The organism is Kitasatospora atroaurantiaca (assembly GCF_007828955.1).
Taxonomy (GTDB): Bacteria; Actinomycetota; Actinomycetes; order Streptomycetales; family Streptomycetaceae; genus Kitasatospora; species Kitasatospora atroaurantiaca.
In genome coordinates, this window is record NZ_VIVR01000001.1 from 3,300,340 (window position 1) to 3,316,858 (window position 16,519).

Consider the following 16,519-nt stretch of genomic DNA (forward strand, 5'->3'; position numbering starts at 1 on the left):
GCTCACCTCGGGGTGAGCGCCGGGAGGGTCCACCGGCCGTCGAGGACGGCCTGGTCCGGGCCGTAGACGCGGATGATCACGCTGAACGGACCTTCGGGTGCGGGCAGCCAGTTGGCGGAGTGCTCGGCGTCGGCGGGGCGCTTGTGCTGGACGTACAGGGTGAGACCGCCGTCCCGCTCGTACACCAGGCCCGGCGTACGGTCGCCGATCGAGTACCGCTGCAGCGGGTTGTCCACCAGCTGCAGCTCGGGGAGCGCGTACATGGTGGCGGACCAGAAGAACCTGGCCGGCGGAAGCTGCCCGGCTGGGAAGCGGAGGACGTAGTCGTGCTGCGAGGCGTCGGGCGGCCGGTTGCCCTCGCTGTCGACGATCCAGCCGCCGTACCAGGCCTCCTCCTCGGGGAGGCCGTAGAGGCCCTTCTGGACGCCGACCGCGCGCTTGAGGTAGTCCCCGCCGAGCTGGGCCCGCGTGCCGAAGAACCCGGCGGACCCGGTGGTCGCGGCGGCATCGGCGGCCGCCCGCTCCAGCTCGGCGCGGCCGTCCGCGATGCCCAGCTGCATGGCCTCCCGGACCTCCAGGGGGAGCGCGGCGGGTTCGAAGTCGCCGGCGCCCACGCCCAGCTCGGCCAGCCGCCTCCGCAGGTCGGCCTCGGCGGGCAGGACGGGGAAGAAGCCGAGCAGGAAGTCCAGGAAGACGAAGAACTCCAGGGTGTCCAGGACCTCCTCGCGCCAGACCGGCCAGACCGGGTCGTGGGCGGCGGGCGGCGCCGGGGTGCCGAGGTGGGCGCTGAGCGGCTTGAGGACGTACTGCTCCTGGACCCGCTGCAGGGCGGGCACGTCCTCCGGGCCTGCCAGGTAGGTCCGCCCGAGGATGCCCACCAGGTCGGTGTCGGCGCGGAGCACGCCGTCGAAGCCCTGCCCCCAGTCGCCGGTGAAGCCCGGGCCTGCGATCAGGTAGCGGCCGGCCTCCGAGCCGGTGGTCCTGGACCCGATGAACCCGACGTAGGAGGTGTCGAGGTCGTGGACGGGAAGGACGTGGTACCGGTCCGTCGCCGGGACCTCGACCACCCAGGGCTCGGCCCGCAGGTCCAGCCAGGCCCAGGAGTACGGGGTGTCGTTGTTGGGGGTCACCACGTCGGTGTTGGCCGGCGTGAAGGGTTGCGGGTAGTGACGGAACACGCCGAAGCCGCCGACGTGACGCGGGTCCGCCTCGTCGATGGCCTGCGGGTACAGGGTGCGGTAGTTCTCCAGCAGGGCGAAGCCCCAGATCCACGCCTCGGCCGCGGTGGTGCGGATCGTCTCAGGGTCCACGAGGGCCGGGTTGCCCATGCTGTCGATCTCCCCAACGCCTGGTCAGTCCTGCATGACATTCGGACATAACGGTACGAAGGGGATGCTATGTGCCGGTCGCCCGGTCGGCACCTCGAGGCGGGGTGCCGGACGTGCGCCTGCCGTGCCGGTCCGCCGGAAGCGAACAGCCATGTGCCCAGAGCGAACCCCGGTGTCCGCCCCCGGCATCGGGGTGAGGCTGCCGATATGAAGATCCTCGTCATCGGCGGCTCGTCCTTCCTCGGCCGCGCCTACGTCTCCGAAGCGCTGCGCCGCGGCCACCAGGTCACCACCTTCAACCGCGGCATCAGCGGCCCCGACCAGCCCGGCGTGGAAGCCGTCCGGGGCGACCGCAACAACCCCGCCGACCTGGAGCGGCTGACCGCCGGCCGGCACTGGGACGCGGTCGTGGACAGCGCCGGCCAGCAGCCGTACGCCGTCGCGCTCGCCGCCCGGCTGCTGCGTCCGCACGCCGACCACTACACCTTCGTCTCCTCCGTCCACGCCTTCACCGACTGGCCCGCCCTGCCGGTGGACGAGAACTCCGCCACCCACCCCTGCCCGGCCGACACCCCGGCCGACCAGCCTCCGGGCAACCACCTCAAGGCCGGGTGCGAGCGCGCGCTGCTGGAGCAGTTCGGTGCCGACGACTCGCTGATCCTCAACTGCGGCCTGATCATCGGCCCGTACGAGAACGTCGGCCGGCTGCCCTGGTGGCTGGAGCGGATGGCCCGGGGCGGGAAGGTGGTCGCACCCGGCGACCCGGACCGCGCCCTGCAGCTGATAGACGCGCGCGACTTCGCGGCCTTCGGGCTGGACCTGCTGGAGCGGGGCGAGAGCGGCCGGTACGTCACCACCGCTCCGCGTGCCTCCACCACCTTCGGCGGGCTGCTCACCGCGTGTGCCGAGGCCACCGGCAGCACGGCCGAACTCGTCCCGGTCGGCGACGAGGCGCTGCTGGCCGCGGATGTGCAGCCCTGGACGGAGCTTCCGCTCTGGGCGCCCGGCCTGCCCGACTGGGCCGGTATCTGGCTCGCGGACACCTCCCGCGCAGAGGCCGCCGGCCTGCGCTGCCGGCCGTTCGCCGAGACCGTGCGCGACACCTGGGCCTGGCTGCAGGAGCGGGGGCCCGCGACGAAGCCGTACCTCCAGGGGACGACCGAGCTCGGGATCGACCCCGAGAAGGAGCAGAAGCTGCTGGCCGGTACCGCGGCATGACGCAAGGCGCCGGGGGGCTGGCAGCCCCCCGGCGCCTCACGGCCCGACGACAGGTCAGCGTGGCGGTGGCAACCGGTGGAGGAAGACGTCGAAGGCCGTGGGTTTGACCGCCGTCACCCCCGTGAACGGGAAGTCCATCTCCTTGATCACGATCAGCGAGATCACCACCAAGCCGGTCAGGGCCAGCACCATCAGGGCGTGCGAGAAGGTGTTGGAGAGCCCGAAGAGGAAGGTGAAGCCGACGGTCAGGACGGCGCCTGCGATCAGGGCGACCCAGAGCAGCGGCGGCACCTCCTCGTCCACCTGGTTGAGCCGCTCACGGCGCTCCGAGGCGAGGCTCTCCAGGTGCGTGACCGCGTGCTCGTAGAGGACCTGCTGCTGGTCCGTGGCCGGCGTGATGGAGAAGACGTCCGCGCGCATCTTGTAGACCAGGTCCGTCGCCTCCGGGCTGCTCTTGTGCTCGGCCATCAGCGGCCACTCGGTGTCCTTGACCATGCGGGCGTAGTCGAGGGTGCGTCGCTCCAGCTCGGGGCCGAGCGGGGCTGGCAGCTCCCGGGAGATCCAGTAGACGCCCGCCAGGGAGTCGGCCTCCTTGAAGGTGGTCTTGCGGGCGGCGTCGTTGTTCTCCCAGACGGCGATCACCACGAAGGCCAGCAGCACGGCGTAGAGCACTCCCACAGCGGCGAAGATGAAGCCCGCAACATCGTTGTGGACCTCCCGTACCGGGTGTGGGACGTAGCGCTGCAGGCCGTACAGCCCTGCCGCGATGACCGCCAGGACGGCGACCAGGATTCCGATGTCCAACCAACTCATTCGGTGCTTCCTTGCAGTTGGGACAGCCTCTGACGAGGCCCAGGTGTGGCGAGAGGTGTGACGGAAGGGTTCAGCGGGTGCGCCGGGTGACCAGCTCGGCCAGGGCCAGCAGGTCGTCGGCGGCCGCCGGGTCCGGTACGGCGTCGGCGAGATGGTCGATCGCCGCGGCCATCCGCTCGCAGGACTCCCCCTGCGCCCAGGCCCGGCCGCCCGCCGCCTCGACCGCGGCGGCGGCCCGCAGCAACTCCTCTGCGGTCAGCGGACGTTCGAGTGCGTAGAGGCCGGCGAGCTCGGCGCCCCCGGCCGTACCGGAGCCCAGGGCGAAGACCACCGGCAGCGACTTCTTGCGGGCCGCGAGATCCGCGCCGACCGGCTTCCCGGTCACCGAGGGGTCGCCCCAGATCCCGATCAGGTCGTCGATCAGCTGGAAGGCCAGGCCGATCTCCCGGCCGAACGCGTCCATCGCGCTCGCCGCGCTCTCGTCCGCCCCCGCGTAGAGCGCGCCCACGGCGCAGGCGCAGCCGAGCAGGGCGCCGGTCTTGGCCTCGGCCATCGCCAGGCACTCGGCCAGGGAGACGTCGCTGCGCAGCTCGAAGGCGCAGTCGCTCTGCTGGCCGGCGCAGAGTTCGACCACACAGTCGGCGAGGCGGCGGACGGCCGCCGGGGCGGCCGGATGGCCGTCCTCCGCGAGGGTGCGCAGGGCGAGCGAGTGCATCGCGTCGCCCACCAGGATGGCCTCGGTGGTGCCGAAGACCTTCCACGCGGTGGGGCGGTGACGGCGGGTCTGGTCCCGGTCGATGACGTCGTCGTGCAGCAGCGTGAAGTTGTGCACCAGCTCGACCGCGGCCGCCGCCCTGACGGCCTCGGCCGGGCGGCCCCCCACGGCCTGGGTCGCCGCCAGCACCAGGGCCGGGCGGATCGCCTTGCCGGTGCCCGCGGCCGAGCCCGCGGCGGACGGCACGCCGTCCGCCTCCCACCACCCGAAGTGGTAGCCCGCGATCCGGCGCATCGCCTCGGGCAGGGTGCCGACGGCTCCCCGCATGGCCGGGTCGACCACCGCCCGGGTGCGGTCCAGGACGTCGACGGCCTCGCTCTCCTGACCGGGCACGCCTCCGGGTGCCGGGATCCGGCCCCGGTACTCCGCGTGTCCCTCCCGGTCGTCCCGCTCCAGCGTGAAGATCCCCATGTGTGCTCCTCCCCCAGATGGTCGGCCGTCGGCGGGGCCCCCTGACGAGGCCCCGCCGGGCCGTACGACCGGTCCGGATCCGGGCCGGGCTCTGCTCGCACTGTTCTGGTCCGACCGGCGGGGCATTCACCGGCGGGCGGCCGAGGAAGCGTTTCGCCTCGCCCGGCCTCGGCCCCGCCGGCCATGCCCGGCGATCAGCGTGTGGACCGAATCCGGTCCGGTTCGGACCGGTCAGTCACGCGGCCGGGCGACGTCGACGTTCTCCAGCACACCGATCGCGTCGGGCACCAGGATGGCGGCGGAGTAGTAGGCGCTAACGAGGTAGGAGATGATCGCCTTCTCATTGATCCCCATGAACCGGACCGAGAGGCTCGGCTGGTACTCGTCCGGGATGCCCGTCTGGTGCAGGCCGATGACGCCCTGGTTGTCCTCGCCGGTACGCAGCGCGAGGATCGAGCTGGTGTGGCCGTCCACGATCGGGATCTTGTTGCAGGGGAAGAGCGGCACCCCGCGCCAGGCCGGGACGTGGTGACCCTGCACCTCGGTGGCGTCCGGGTAGAGGCCCCGCCTGCTGCACTCCCGGCCGAAGGCCGCGATCGCCTTGGGGTGGGCCAGGAACATCTTGGTGCCCCGGCGGCGGCTCAGCAGCTCGTCCATGTCGTCCGGGGTGGGCGGGCCGGAGTGGGTGTGGATGCGCTGGTCGTACTCGGCGTTCTGGAGCAGGCCGAAGTCCGGGTTGTTGACCAGCTCGTACTCCTGGCGCTCGCGGAGCGCCTCGATCGTCAGCCGCAGCTGCTGCTCGATCTGGTTCATCGGCTGGTTGTAGAGGTCGGCGACCCGGCTGTGCACCTGGAGCACGGTCTGAGCCACACTCAGCTCGTACTCGCGGGGCTCGAGTTCGTAGTCGACATAGGTGCCGGGCAGTTCATGCTCGCCCTCGTGGCCGGCTGCCAGCTCGATCTCGGCCTCGCCGTGCTTGTTCTGCGACTGCTGGGAGTCGGCGAGGTGGGCGATGATCTGCTCGCGCAGCGCCTCGGAGCGGTCGGCCAACTCCTGGAACGCGGGCCAGGGCAGCGCCAGCACGGTGCCGGCGGTGGCCGCCTTGACCGAGTAGTCCCAGAGTGCGTCGGCCTGCAGCAGGGCCTCGTCGCCCAGATGGTCGCCGTCGGCCAGCACGCCGAGCACCGCGGTCTCGCCGTACTTTCCGGTGCCGACCCTGTTCACCTTGCCGTGCGCGATGAGGTACACCTCCTCGATCGGCTGCCCGGCCTCGACGATCACCTCGCCCGCCGCGAACTCCCGCTGGGTGAACCGGCCCGCCAGCTCCGCCAGCAGGGCATCGTCCTCGAAGCCGCGCAGCACCGGCACCTCGCGCAGCGACGGCGGGACGATCCGCACCTCCGAACCCGTCTTGACGAAGCTCACCCGGCCGCGCCCCACCGCGTACGTCAGGCGGCGGTTGACCCGGTACGTGCCGCCGGCGACCTGTACCCAGGGCAGCATCCGAAGCAGCCAGCGCGAGCTGATGCCCTGCATCTGAGGCTCGGACTTGGTGGTGGTCGCGAGATTCCTCGCACCGGCGGTTCCGAGACTCGACTGCTGCCGAGTTTGCGGCTGCCCACCCTGCGCAGGAATACCAACGTTGGTTTCGGTCGACATAGAGAGGAACCCTCCGCATGAGCACCTGAAGTTTCGCCTTGCACAATCATGCTGTCGCCATTCGGCCTAACCTGCAATCACTCATTCGAGTGGTCGAAAGAGTTGAATTATTAGTACGACTGGCTCAGCTGATCGATAACAATTCGACAGTTCACTCGAGGATCTGGGAATTCCGCATGTCATGGCCACGGGGAGCTCGAACAGCCACCGTCCGGCCCGGCTCGGGGCGTGCACCCGAGATTTCACATCATCGCAACGCGCCGGCCAGGCTTGGAACATGCCTGCAACATGGCGTCAACTCCCGTTCTGGCAAGCTTGGTTGAGGCGACGCGGGCGCCGCCGACCGCCCTCCCGGCGGGGTCGCAGCGGGAAGGCCGGAGGCGAGCCCCCACCCCCCGTTCACCCGGACCGCGGCGACCGCTAAGGTGCCACCACAGGGCGCGGTCCAAACGATGGCCGGCCGACAAGCTTCGCGTGCCCGCACCCGCGCCCGGGTACCCGAGAGATGTCATCGCAACGGACGCCCTCCCCGCCGTTCCACCCCCTTTTCCAGGGAGACCTCCGTGAGCGCCCCCGTACGCGTCTGGCTGAACCGTACCTATGCCGAGAATGTCTTCTTCATCGACCTGTTGCGCGACGCTCCGCGCCCGGTGGAAGTCCATGCCACCCATGTGGATCCGGATTCCCCCGTGCTCGCCGCCGCCGACTTCGGCTCGCTCGAACCCGACGGACTCTCCCCGGAGGCGTATGTCGAATTCGCCCTGGAGTACTGCGCCCGGCACCGCATCGACGTCTTCCTTCCCCGGCTCTGCCAGCTGGCGATCTCCTTGCGCCGCAGGGACTTCGAGGCGATAGGCACGGCACTGGTCTGCCCGCCCGCCTCGGCCATCGCGGTCTTCGAGAGCAAGGTCGACGGCTACGCCGCGATGGACGCGATCGGGCTGCCCGTCCCGCCGTGGTACCACGTCCGGACGGCCGACGAACTGCTCGCCGCGGTCCAGGAGTTGGAGGCGGACGGTACGAAGGCCTGCCTCAAGCCGGCCTCGGGGGCCGGGGGCGAGGGGTTCCGGGTGCTCACCCGCGAGCCGTTCAGTCTGCGCCAGTTGGCCGGGTTCCCCAGTGCGAGCGTCCAACTCGACGCGGTGGCTGCGGCGTTGGAGGCTGCCGAGGACCCGGCCGACCTGCTGGTGATGCCGTACCTGGAGGGCCCCGAGGTGTCCGTGGACTGCCTCGCCGACCCCGGCGGCCGGCTGCTGGCCTCGGTCGGACGCACCAAGCAGCACCGTCGTCGGAGCTTCACCACCGATCCGGGCTACCTGGAGCCGACCCGGCTGCTGATCGAGACCTTCGGGGTGGCCTACCTGTCCAACGTCCAGTTCCGGCACCACCGGGGCGCCCCGGTGCTGCTGGACATCAACACCCGGCCGTCCGGCGGCCTGCACCAGCTCCGGCTCTGCGGGCTCAACCTGCCCTGGGCGGCCGTGCAGCTGGCGCTCGGCGAGACCCCGGCGCTGCTGCCGTCACTCGAACTGCTGGGCAGCGACTACACCCTGGTGTCGGGAGTGCAGCCCGTACTGCCCCGCCAGGTGCCGGGCGCGCGGGAGCACCGCGCCCCGGCCGGGCTCGCCCCGATGGCGGCCGAACTGGTGTGACGGAGCCGGCTCCGACGTCTCCGGCCCCCGGGCCGGGGACGTCAGGCCGGGCCGTTCCAGTCCAAGGTCGGCGGAAGCACGCCCTCGAGGGTGAGCAGCCAGCGCTTGGTCTCCAGCCCGCGCGGGCCGCCGCCGAAGCCGCCGAGCCCGTCCGAGGCGACCACCCGGTGGCAGGGCACCAGCAGGGCGAGCGGGTTGGCCCCCATCATCTGCCCCACCGTCCGCGCGGCCACCCCGCCCGCGTCCTGCAATTCGTCGAACACCCCGCTGCGGGCTGCGAGTTCGCCGTACGTGATGGTCGCGCCGTACGGGACCCGCGCCAGCAGCGTCTGCAGCACCGTACGGTGCGGGCCGGTCGCGAACCGCCAGTCGATCGGCAGCTCCAGCTCCCGCCTGCGGCCCGCGAAGTACTCCCCGAGGCGGGCCGTGACCAGTCCGGCCTTCTCCTCGTCCGTGCACTGCGGCGTCCCGACCCGCACGCCGCCCACCGACTCCCCCGAGTACGAGACCGCGGCGACCCCGAGCGCGGTGACGGCGAGGCATATCGGCCCGCTGGGGAGCGGCGTGCCGACGGTGACCCAGGAGATCGACATGCTCCGCACGCTACTCCGCCGCACTGTCCCGCCCAAGGCCGTCCGCAGCCAGCCGGGCGGGCACGCCCCCGACCAGAGCGGCCGATACCGCCACCGCCCTGGCCGAGGTCACCGGCGAGCAGATGTCAGAGGTGCGCCTTCAGGTACTCGCCGACCCGCCGGGACCACTCCGTGAACTCGTCCCGGGGGTGCGCCTTCCCCTCGCACAGTGCGCTGACCTGCGCATCGCTGAGCCGGTTGGGGCCTGACTGCCCCAGCAGGTCCGACATCTCCCGCAGCACCGTCGACAGCCGCTTCGCGTCGTCGTGGCTGAGCATCACCAGCGCGTCCGTGTGGCCGATCGTGACAGAACCAGGCATCGCGGCCTCCTCACAGTGGGCCCCCGTCCACCGTACGACCGCCGACGGCCCGCCGCCCACCGCTGCCGCCCACACTCCGGCCCCGACACGTCCGCCCGCCTCGCGCGCCGCTTGCGCGGCGGCGGGCACCGTTTCGGGTTATCAACGATAGGGAGAGCAAACCAGGACATACCCCATCAAGGAGCCCGCCATGCCGGTCAGGACCCCGTCGCCCGAGCACCGCTTACTGACCGCCGAAGACTCCGGCCTGGTCGCCGAGATCGCGGCGTACCTGGCCTCCCTCCCGGCCCCGGCCCGCCCCCTCGTCCCGTACGTCTGCCCGCTCGGGCGCGCCCTCCAGCCCTGGAACGCCGGCTACCCGATGCCCGGCCCGACGCTCCTCGACCGGATCCTCCGCCGTCCCGCCGCCCCCGCACCGGTGAGCGTCGCCGACCACCTGCGGCTGACCTCGCGGTACCTCACCTTCCACGGATGGCTGCAGGGCGCCATGTGGGACACGACCGGCCGGGTCTGCCTCCTCGGCGCCCAGGCCGCCGTCCTCGCCCACGGCTACGGCACCCCGGACAGCGCCCGCCGCGCCAGGGTCCAGGTGATGGAGGTGCTGCACACCACCGGACGGCCCGTCAGCTCCCCCGACGAGTACAACGACGCGCCGACCACCCGGCAGGCCGACATCCACCAGCTGCTGGACCACGCCGCCGCCCGCGCCCTGCACCTGGGCATCTGACCTTCACGCCACGCAGCGCAACCGCGGCCCGGCCGGGCTCCGGACACTCCGAGCCCCGCCGCGACGCGACCGCGCAGCACCCACCCGATACCGTCCGATACGGTTCGCGACCGTTCGCGACCGAAGTACGGACGATAGACCGCCACCCGCACCGAAATGCGGAGAAATAGCGGCCATCGCTTCACAGGCCGAACACTCCCGCACGCGAGCGCCACTCGGTGGACGCCCGTCCGGGACTCCGGCAGGAGTCCAGCGACACGCGAGCCGCGGGCCGGCGGGACGGCTCACCCCTCGCCCTGGGCCAGGAGCCCCTTCGCGTGGATCAGGTAGCCCGCGTGCATGCGATTGCGCGCGCCGATCTGCTGCATGATCTCCGCGGTGTGCCGCTGGCAGGTCCGCAGGGACATTCCCAGGCGGCCGGCAATGAATTTCTCGCCGTATCCCTCGACCAGAAGCCGCATGATCGAGAGCTTCACGTCGCTGGACGTGGAAATCACATGACCCCTGTCATAGGCGACCGGGAAATTGACCGCAGCGGCCCAAGCCCTTTCGAAAGAAGCCACCGCGAAATCCACCACACTCGGATCCTGGACCAGCGCCGCCCCCAGCGAATTGTCACGCAGGGCGATGACGGCGGTCTCCCCGTCGAAGACGATCAGGCGCATGAAGGCGTCGCTCACCGTACGCACCTCGGCACCGAGCTCGGTGACCCGGCGCACGTGCTCGACGGTCCCCGGGCTGAACTGGGCGGTGTGCTGATAGAGGGTACGCATCCGGACACCCCGCCTCAGCAGGCCGTCCGTCCGGGCGACCTGCTCGTTGAGCACCTCCTCCGCGCGGGGCCCGCCCGGCTGGGAGGTCAGCACCTCGGACCGGCAGCCTGCGGCGAGGTCGGTCAGCACCTGCCGGACCGTCTCGAGGTCGGGCAGCGGTTCCACGGCCTGGCGGCGGAGCCGTCCTGCCGGGCTCTCCGCATAGAAGGGCATCAGGCCTGCCAGGTCCGCCTGCAGCCTCGCGAGGCTCTTCTGGCGTTCGGTCAGCCTGCGGAGCTCCGGGGCCAGCACCTCCGCCCCGACGAAGGCGGGAGAGGCGACGGCGAGCCGCTGGGGGTCTCCGGCCACCTTGCGCAGCAGGCGAAGGGCGAGGAGGCTCTGCACCGCGCTGCCGACCGTCCGGTCGGGCAGCTTCAGCGCCGCCGGCAGCTCTGGAGCGCGAACTTCATCGTGACGTGCCGTGAATTCGTAGATTCTCATGCATGTTTCATCGAGTTCAGGAAAGCCCGAAAAGCCCTCGATGTCCACCTTGCTCACCTTCATCCACCCTCATGTTTACGCCATTCGAAAATATGATCCCTCACAGTTCGTCATGTCCGCGCCCGAGATCTGCATAGTGGGGTCATCCGACAGCGCGAATGGCGCTGCACCGACCCGACAGGTACGTACTGATGTCTGCGCGAATCCGCCACTTCTCCCTGCCCGGAATTTTCGCAGCGGCCGCCGTGGCGGCGCTCGCGTGTGCGGGCCCTCAGGGCTCCACCGCACCGGCCGGGCACACCCGGGCCGCCGCCACCGTCCAGCCGGCCGCCCTCGGTACCCCGATCGCGGAGGACCTCGGCTGGGGCTGATCCGCCGGGCAGTCCGCAGCCCGCCGGGCTCCGCAGCCGTCCGGAGCCCGGTCGGCGAACCACCGCCGCACACGCACCATGTACCGAGAAACGGATCTCTCTGCCATGCCTTCTGAGACGGCCCGCCACCCGCGCCGTTCCGCCGGCACGTCCGGGACGGAGCTCCCGCTCGCGGCAATCCTCTACGACCTGGGATCGGCCGGACCGGCCGAGATCCTGGCGGCGGCCCGCGGCGTCTGCCGGACGGTCTTCCTGTGCGACCCGGCACGACCCCATGTCGCCGAAATCCTCCCCGAGATACGGAAGTACGCCGACGTCGTCGAGATCGACGACGACCTCGGACGTACCGCCCACACGCTCGCCGAGCTGCGGCCCGACGGCCTCACCACCTTCAGCGAGTACGCGATCCTGGAGACCGCCGAGCTGGCGCAGCGGTGCGGCCTGCCCTTCCACCACCCCACGACGGCCGCCCGGCTGACCGACAAGTACCTCCAGCGGGAGGCCCTGTCCGCCGCCGGCGTGCAGGTCACCCGGTGTCTGGTGGTGCACGGCCCGGAGGATGCGGCCGAGGCCGTGGCAACGGTCGGGCTGCCCGCCGTGCTCAAGCCCCGCCAGGGGGCGGGCAGCCGCGCCACGTACCGGGTGGAGACCCCCGAGGAGCTCCGGACGGCACTCGCCGGGATCCCCGAACACACCGGGCCTGCCGAGGAGTTCGTCGTCGAGGAGCTCCTCGTCGGGGACCCGGCCGGTGCGGGTGGCGACTGGGGCGACTACGTCTCGGTCGAGTCCCTGGTCCAGCACGGCGAGGTCCAGCACGTCTGCGTGACCGGGAAGTTCCCGCTCGCCGAGCCGTTCCGCGAGGTCGGCCAGTTCCTGCCGGCCACCCTGCCCGCCGAGCTGGCGCGGCGCTGTACGGACCTCGCCGGGCAGGCGGTGACCGCGCTCGGGGTCACCGTCGGGGTCACCCACACGGAACTCAAGCTGACCGCCGACGGTCCGCGGATCATCGAGGTCAACGGCCGGATCGGCGGCTACGTCAACGACGTCCTGACCCGCTCCTCCGGCACCGGCCTGCTGCGCGCCGCACTCCGCGCCGCCGTCGGGCTGGACGCGCGGGTCGAGCCCCCGGCCTTCAGCCGGCTGGCCTACCGCCGCTACCTGGTGGCCCCGGCCGACGCCACCCGCGTCCTCACCCTGGACGGCACCGAGCTGGTCGCCGCGGTGCCCGGCGTGCAGTTCGTCGAGTGGCGGGCGGCCGCCGGCAGCGCGCTCGACTGGCGCGGCGGGACGCAGAGCTGTCTCGGTGTCGTCTACGGCACCGCGGCCGACCACCAGGACCTGCTGCGGACCGTCGCCGAGATCGACCGGGCCCTGGTCGCGACGTACGCCTACTGACCCTTCCTGACACTCCCTCGTCCCGCCACTCTCTTCACCCCCTCACACGCCGCGCCCGCCTGGAACCCAGGACGGCCCGCGTGGTGCCCCCTGCGGTCCGGCGCACCCCGCCGCACCGCTGTGCCCGCACGCCCTACCTGAGGAGCCGATCGCAGTGAGCACGTTCACCACGCCTGCCCGAACGCCCGAGGATCCGCTGGATCTCCCCGGCGCGCGCCCGTGCGCCGGGGACGCGTCGTGCTCGCTGCACCGCTCCGTGCGTACCCTCCCGCTGCCGCCCGCCGGGCCGGACGACGGTGCCCTGCTGCCGGCCGCCCTGGCCCTGGTGCTCCGCAGGTACACCGGCCGTGCGGAGGTGACGGTCGGCCGGCTGCTCGCGGGGGCGGCCGGCGCGGAGCCGTACGTGATCGGGATCGACCCCGGGCTGACCCTCGGGGAGTTCGTCCGGCAGACCGCCCGCACGGCCGCTCCCGGCCGGGCCGTGACCCGCCGGGGGGACGAGGTCGAGCCGCAGACCGTCGTGGTGGCCGAGGACATCGAGGACGCGGCCGCACTCTTCCGGGAGACCACCGCGCACGGAGCCGTCCCGTTCGACCTGGCGGTGTCGGCCCGGCGGGAGGGCGGCACCGTCCGGCTCGACGCGCTGGTGCACGCCGACGCCGCCGATCCGCTGCTCGCCGAGACGGTCCTGCGGCACGTGGTGGCGGTCCTGAACGCCGTCATCGCCCGGCCGTCGCAGCTCGTCGCGGACACCTCCCTGCTCACCGCCGAGGAGCAGGCGTTCCTGGACACCTGCAACGCCACCGCCGTCCCGTACCCCCGGGACCGCAGCATCCCCGCCCTCTTCGCCGAGCAGGTCGCCGCGGCCCCGGGCCGTCCTGCGGTGGTGGGCGCCGACGGGACGGTCCTCGACTACGCCGAGCTGGACCGCCGTTCGGCCCGGCTGGCAGCGCGGCTGCGCCGCCACGGTGTCGGCCCTGGCAGCTCGGTCGCGCTGTGTGCCGAGCGCACGCCGGGCATGGTCGTGGCGACCCTGGCCATCCTCCGCGCCGGGGCCTGCTACGTCCCGGTCGAGCCCGGCTACCCGGCGGACCGGGTGCGGTTCGTCGTGGCGGACAGCGCCGCCGGGCTGATGCTCGCCGCGGACGCCGGGCGGAGCGCGGCGGCGGCCGCCGGCGTCCCGGTGCTCTCCTGGGAGACCGCCGCGGACAGCGCCGCAGACAGCACCGAGGACGCCGTCGAGACCCCCGGCGACGCCGAGGCCCGGGCGTACGTGATGTACACCTCGGGCACCACCGGCCGGCCCAAGGGCGTCCCGATCAGCCACCGCAACGTGGTCCGGCTGGTCCGTGGCAGCAACTTCGCGCAGTTCGGGTCGGACACCCGCATCCTGCAGACCGGCGCGCTGGCCTTCGACGCCGCCACCTTCGAGATCTGGGGCTCGCTGCTGAACGGCGGCACCCTGCACCTGACCGACGACGCGACCATCCTCGACGCGGCCGCCCTGGGCCGCGCCGTCGCCGCCCGCTCGATCACCACGATGTGGCTGACCGCGCCGCTCTTCAACCAACTGGTCGAGCAGGACGCGCTGCTCTTCCGCCCCCTGCGCGAACTCCTGGTCGGCGGTGACGCCCTGTCCGTACCGCACATCGGCCGGGTGCTGGCCGCCTGCCCAGGCCTGCGGGTGGTCAACGGGTACGGCCCGACCGAGAACACCACCTTCTCCACCACCCACCACGTCACCCTGCCGCTCGACGACCGCATCCCGATCGGCCTGCCCATCGCCAACTCGACCGCTCATGTGGTGGACATCGACGGCGGCGCGCAGGCGCTCGGCATTCCCGGCGAGCTGCTGGTCGGCGGCGACGGCCTGACCAGCGGCTACCTCGGACGGCCCGAGCTGGACGCCCGGGCGTTCGTCCAGGCGTCCTTCGGGGGCGGCGAACGGCTCTACCGCACCGGCGACCTGGTACGACGGCTGCCCGACGGCACCCTCGAGTTCCTCGGCCGGGTGGACGACCAGGTGAAGATCCGCGGCTTCCGCGTCGAACCCGGCGAGGTGGCCCAGCAGGTCCTCCGGGAGCCGGGCGTCCAGGAGGCCGTGGTGGTCGCCCACCAGCGGGCCGAGGGCGGCGAGAAGTACCTGTGCGCGTACGTGACTTCGGGCGAGGACCTGGACACCCGGGAGCTGCGCGAAGCGCTGGCCCGACGGCTGCCGGCCCACCTCGTCCCCGCGCACATCGTGCTGCTGGACGCGCTGCCGCTCAACCGCAACGGCAAGGTCGACCGCTCCGCGCTGCCGGAGCCCACGCACCCCGGGCACTCCGACACGTCCCGGACCCGCGCACGCGACGAGACCGAGGCCGTCCTGGTCGGGCTCTGGCAGCAGGCGCTCGGCCTGGACTCGGTGGGCGTCCACGACGACTTCTTCGACCTGGGCGCGAGCTCGCTCACCGCGGCCATCCTCGGCAGCGGGATCCAGCGCGCCTTCGGCATCGAGTTCTCGGCTGCGCTGCTGCTCTCCCACCCCACCATCGAGGAGGTGGCCCGGCTGGTGCGGGTGGCCTGCGACAGCCCGGCCGACCGGGCGCCGCGCGAGCTTCCGCGCGCGCCGGAGCAGCCCGACTATCCCGTGCCGCCGCAGCAGAAGCGGCTCTACGTCGAGCAGTTGAAGGACGCGACGGCCACCTCGTACCACATCCCGCTGGTCGCCTACCTCCCTCGGGGCGTCGATGCGGACCGGCTGGAGCGGGCGTTCCGGTCGCTGATCGACCGTCACGAGGTGCTGCGGACCGCGTTCGAGCACAACGGGACCGAGGTCAGGCAGCGCGTCCTGCCCGCCGTCCCGTTCGAGCTGGGGCGGGGTGCGGGGCCCGCGCCGTCCGTCATGGAGTTCCTGCGCCCGTTCGACCTGGCCGAACCGCCGCTGCTGCGGGCCGCGTTGCACCCCGACGGGGAGGGCTCCCGGCTCCTCCTCGACCTCCACCACATCATCGCGGACGGCACCGCCGTCCAGGTGCTGCTGGCCGAGCTCGCCGCCCTGTACGAGGGCCGGCCGCTGCCCGAGCCGAAGCACCGGTACCGGGACTACGCGCACTGGTGGGAGGCGACCGGGCGCGAGGAGGTGCGCAGCCGTCAGGAGCCCTTCTGGCTGGACGTCTTCGCCGAGCCGCCGGTCGGCGCGGATCTGCCGACGGACCGCGGCCGGCCCGCGACCCGCGGCACCGCGGGCGACCGGCTGGCCTTCGACCTCGGAGCCGGCCGGACGGCCGCCCTGCGCGCCCTGGTCACGAGCCGCCGGGTCACCACCTTCAGCTTCCTGGCCGCGGTGCACGCACTGTTCCTGGCCGCGGTCACCGGCTCGTACGACGTCGTCGCGGGAATCCCGGCGGCCGGGCGGAGCCTGCCGGACCTCGCCGAGCTGCCGGGCATGTTCGCCAACACCGTCTGCCTGCGCAGCCGGATCGACCCCGACGACCCCTTCGAGGTGTACCTGCGCTCGACCGGCGAGCAGGTGGTGGAGGTCTTCCGTCACCAGGACCACCCCTTCGACGCGCTCGTCGAGCAGGTGGCCGGCGAACGCGACTACAGCCGCAACCCGCTCTTCGACGCCATGATCGCCCTGCAGCCCGCCGGGACCGACACCCAGTCGTTCCTGGGCGGCACGGTGCAGCCCGCCGACACCGCCACCACCCACACCATGTTCGACCTGAACCTGCACTTCTTCGAGGCGGCGGACAGCATCGGGGCGGTCTGGGCCTACAGCACCGACCTGTTCGACCAGGCCACCGCGGAGATCTTCCGCGATGTCCTCCTCAGGATCGTCGACGGCGCCCTGGCGGCGCCGGACACCCCGGTCGCCGGCCTTCTCGGGCACACCCCCAAGCCCCGGATTCCCCGCACCGTCGACATCGAGTTCGACCTGTGACGCCGCGTCGACCTGCGACGTCCCACGGCACCGACCC

13 protein-coding genes are annotated in these 16,519 nt (G+C 72.3%); 6 read left to right on the plus strand and 7 right to left on the minus strand.

The genetic code is table 11. The features are described from left to right. Nucleotides 1–2: 2 nt before the first annotated feature. Nucleotides 3–1,328 (minus strand): DUF1254 domain-containing protein, encoded by a 1,326-nt coding sequence (locus FB465_RS15220; protein ID WP_246192669.1) that lies wholly within the window; start codon nt 1,326–1,328, stop codon nt 3–5. Nucleotides 1,329–1,535: 207 nt separating this feature from the next. Between FB465_RS15220 and FB465_RS15225 the strand changes: the two genes are divergently transcribed. Further along, nucleotides 1,536–2,546, plus strand: coding sequence for an NAD-dependent epimerase/dehydratase family protein (locus FB465_RS15225; RefSeq protein WP_145791132.1), 1,011 nt, complete (start codon nt 1,536–1,538; stop codon nt 2,544–2,546). Between the two features lie 54 nt (nt 2,547–2,600). Here the strand turns inward: FB465_RS15225 and FB465_RS15230 are convergent, their stop codons facing one another. The 3 genes from FB465_RS15230 to FB465_RS15240 form a co-directional block, all read right to left on the minus strand. Continuing rightward, nucleotides 2,601–3,359 carry a bestrophin-like domain gene (locus FB465_RS15230; protein WP_145791133.1) on the minus strand — a complete coding sequence of 253 codons (759 nt, stop codon included), beginning with the start codon at nt 3,357–3,359 and terminating at the stop codon, nt 2,601–2,603. Nucleotides 3,360–3,429: 70 nt separating this feature from the next. Continuing rightward, nucleotides 3,430–4,545, minus strand: coding sequence for a family 2 encapsulin nanocompartment cargo protein polyprenyl transferase (locus tag FB465_RS15235; protein WP_145791136.1), 1,116 nt, complete (start codon nt 4,543–4,545; stop codon nt 3,430–3,432). A 231-nt stretch (nt 4,546–4,776) separates the two neighbouring features. Then, entirely contained in the window at nt 4,777–6,204 is a 1,428-nt protein-coding gene (locus FB465_RS15240) for a family 2B encapsulin nanocompartment shell protein (RefSeq protein ID WP_145791138.1), read from the minus strand. 563 nt (nt 6,205–6,767) lie between these two features. Here FB465_RS15240 and FB465_RS15245 point away from each other — a divergent pair. Beyond that, nucleotides 6,768–7,856 carry an ATP-grasp domain-containing protein gene (locus FB465_RS15245; RefSeq protein WP_145791140.1) on the plus strand — a complete coding sequence of 363 codons (1,089 nt, stop codon included), beginning with the start codon at nt 6,768–6,770 and terminating at the stop codon, nt 7,854–7,856. A 41-nt stretch (nt 7,857–7,897) separates the two neighbouring features. Here FB465_RS15245 and FB465_RS15250 read toward each other — a convergent pair whose 3' ends face one another. Both FB465_RS15250 and FB465_RS15255 read right to left on the minus strand, forming a co-directional pair. Beyond that, entirely contained in the window at nt 7,898–8,449 is a 552-nt protein-coding gene (locus FB465_RS15250; protein ID WP_145791142.1) for a methylated-DNA--[protein]-cysteine S-methyltransferase, read from the minus strand. Nucleotides 8,450–8,574: 125 nt separating this feature from the next. Continuing rightward, a complete protein-coding gene (locus FB465_RS15255) occupies nt 8,575–8,808 on the minus strand; it encodes a hypothetical protein (RefSeq protein ID WP_145791144.1) in 234 nt (77 codons plus the stop codon). A 190-nt stretch (nt 8,809–8,998) separates the two neighbouring features. On the opposite strand from FB465_RS15255, the gene FB465_RS15260 reads away from it, so the two are divergent. Next, nucleotides 8,999–9,535 carry a DUF6197 family protein gene (locus FB465_RS15260; protein ID WP_145791146.1) on the plus strand — a complete coding sequence of 179 codons (537 nt, stop codon included), beginning with the start codon at nt 8,999–9,001 and terminating at the stop codon, nt 9,533–9,535. 284 nt (nt 9,536–9,819) lie between these two features. Here the strand turns inward: FB465_RS15260 and FB465_RS15265 are convergent, their stop codons facing one another. After that, a complete protein-coding gene (locus tag FB465_RS15265; RefSeq protein ID WP_145791148.1) occupies nt 9,820–10,851 on the minus strand; it encodes a LuxR C-terminal-related transcriptional regulator in 1,032 nt (343 codons plus the stop codon). A gap of 128 nt (nt 10,852–10,979) precedes the next feature. Between FB465_RS15265 and FB465_RS15270 the strand changes: the two genes are divergently transcribed. From FB465_RS15270 to FB465_RS15280, 3 genes are all read left to right on the plus strand, one after another. Beyond that, complete coding sequence (locus tag FB465_RS15270) at nt 10,980–11,159, plus strand: hypothetical protein (RefSeq protein WP_145791149.1); 180 nt, start codon at nt 10,980–10,982, stop codon at nt 11,157–11,159. Between the two features lie 105 nt (nt 11,160–11,264). Continuing rightward, complete coding sequence (locus FB465_RS15275; RefSeq protein ID WP_170290593.1) at nt 11,265–12,554, plus strand: ATP-grasp domain-containing protein; 1,290 nt, start codon at nt 11,265–11,267, stop codon at nt 12,552–12,554. Nucleotides 12,555–12,708: 154 nt separating this feature from the next. Next, on the plus strand, nt 12,709–16,482 hold the full coding sequence (locus FB465_RS15280; RefSeq protein WP_145791153.1) for a non-ribosomal peptide synthetase: 3,774 nt from the start codon (nt 12,709–12,711) through the stop codon (nt 16,480–16,482). The last annotated feature ends 37 nt before the right edge of the window (nt 16,483–16,519 follow it).

What these genes read in the sequence shown, in the direction of transcription:
- FB465_RS15220 (WP_246192669.1), bottom strand. Translation starts at nt 1,328, where the DNA reads ATGGGCAACCCGGCCCTCGTGGACCCTGAGACGATCCGCACCACCGCG.
- FB465_RS15225 (WP_145791132.1), top strand. Translation starts at nt 1,536, where the DNA reads ATGAAGATCCTCGTCATCGGCGGCTCGTCCTTCCTCGGCCGCGCCTAC.
- FB465_RS15230 (WP_145791133.1), bottom strand. Translation starts at nt 3,359, where the DNA reads ATGAGTTGGTTGGACATCGGAATCCTGGTCGCCGTCCTGGCGGTCATC.
- FB465_RS15235 (WP_145791136.1), bottom strand. Translation starts at nt 4,545, where the DNA reads ATGGGGATCTTCACGCTGGAGCGGGACGACCGGGAGGGACACGCGGAG.
- FB465_RS15240 (WP_145791138.1), bottom strand. Translation starts at nt 6,204, where the DNA reads ATGTCGACCGAAACCAACGTTGGTATTCCTGCGCAGGGTGGGCAGCCG.
- FB465_RS15250 (WP_145791142.1), bottom strand. Translation starts at nt 8,449, where the DNA reads ATGTCGATCTCCTGGGTCACCGTCGGCACGCCGCTCCCCAGCGGGCCG.
- FB465_RS15255 (WP_145791144.1), bottom strand. Translation starts at nt 8,808, where the DNA reads ATGCCTGGTTCTGTCACGATCGGCCACACGGACGCGCTGGTGATGCTC.
- FB465_RS15260 (WP_145791146.1), top strand. Translation starts at nt 8,999, where the DNA reads ATGCCGGTCAGGACCCCGTCGCCCGAGCACCGCTTACTGACCGCCGAA.
- FB465_RS15265 (WP_145791148.1), bottom strand. Translation starts at nt 10,851, where the DNA reads ATGAAGGTGAGCAAGGTGGACATCGAGGGCTTTTCGGGCTTTCCTGAA.
- FB465_RS15270 (WP_145791149.1), top strand. Translation starts at nt 10,980, where the DNA reads ATGTCTGCGCGAATCCGCCACTTCTCCCTGCCCGGAATTTTCGCAGCG.
- FB465_RS15275 (WP_170290593.1), top strand. Translation starts at nt 11,265, where the DNA reads ATGCCTTCTGAGACGGCCCGCCACCCGCGCCGTTCCGCCGGCACGTCC.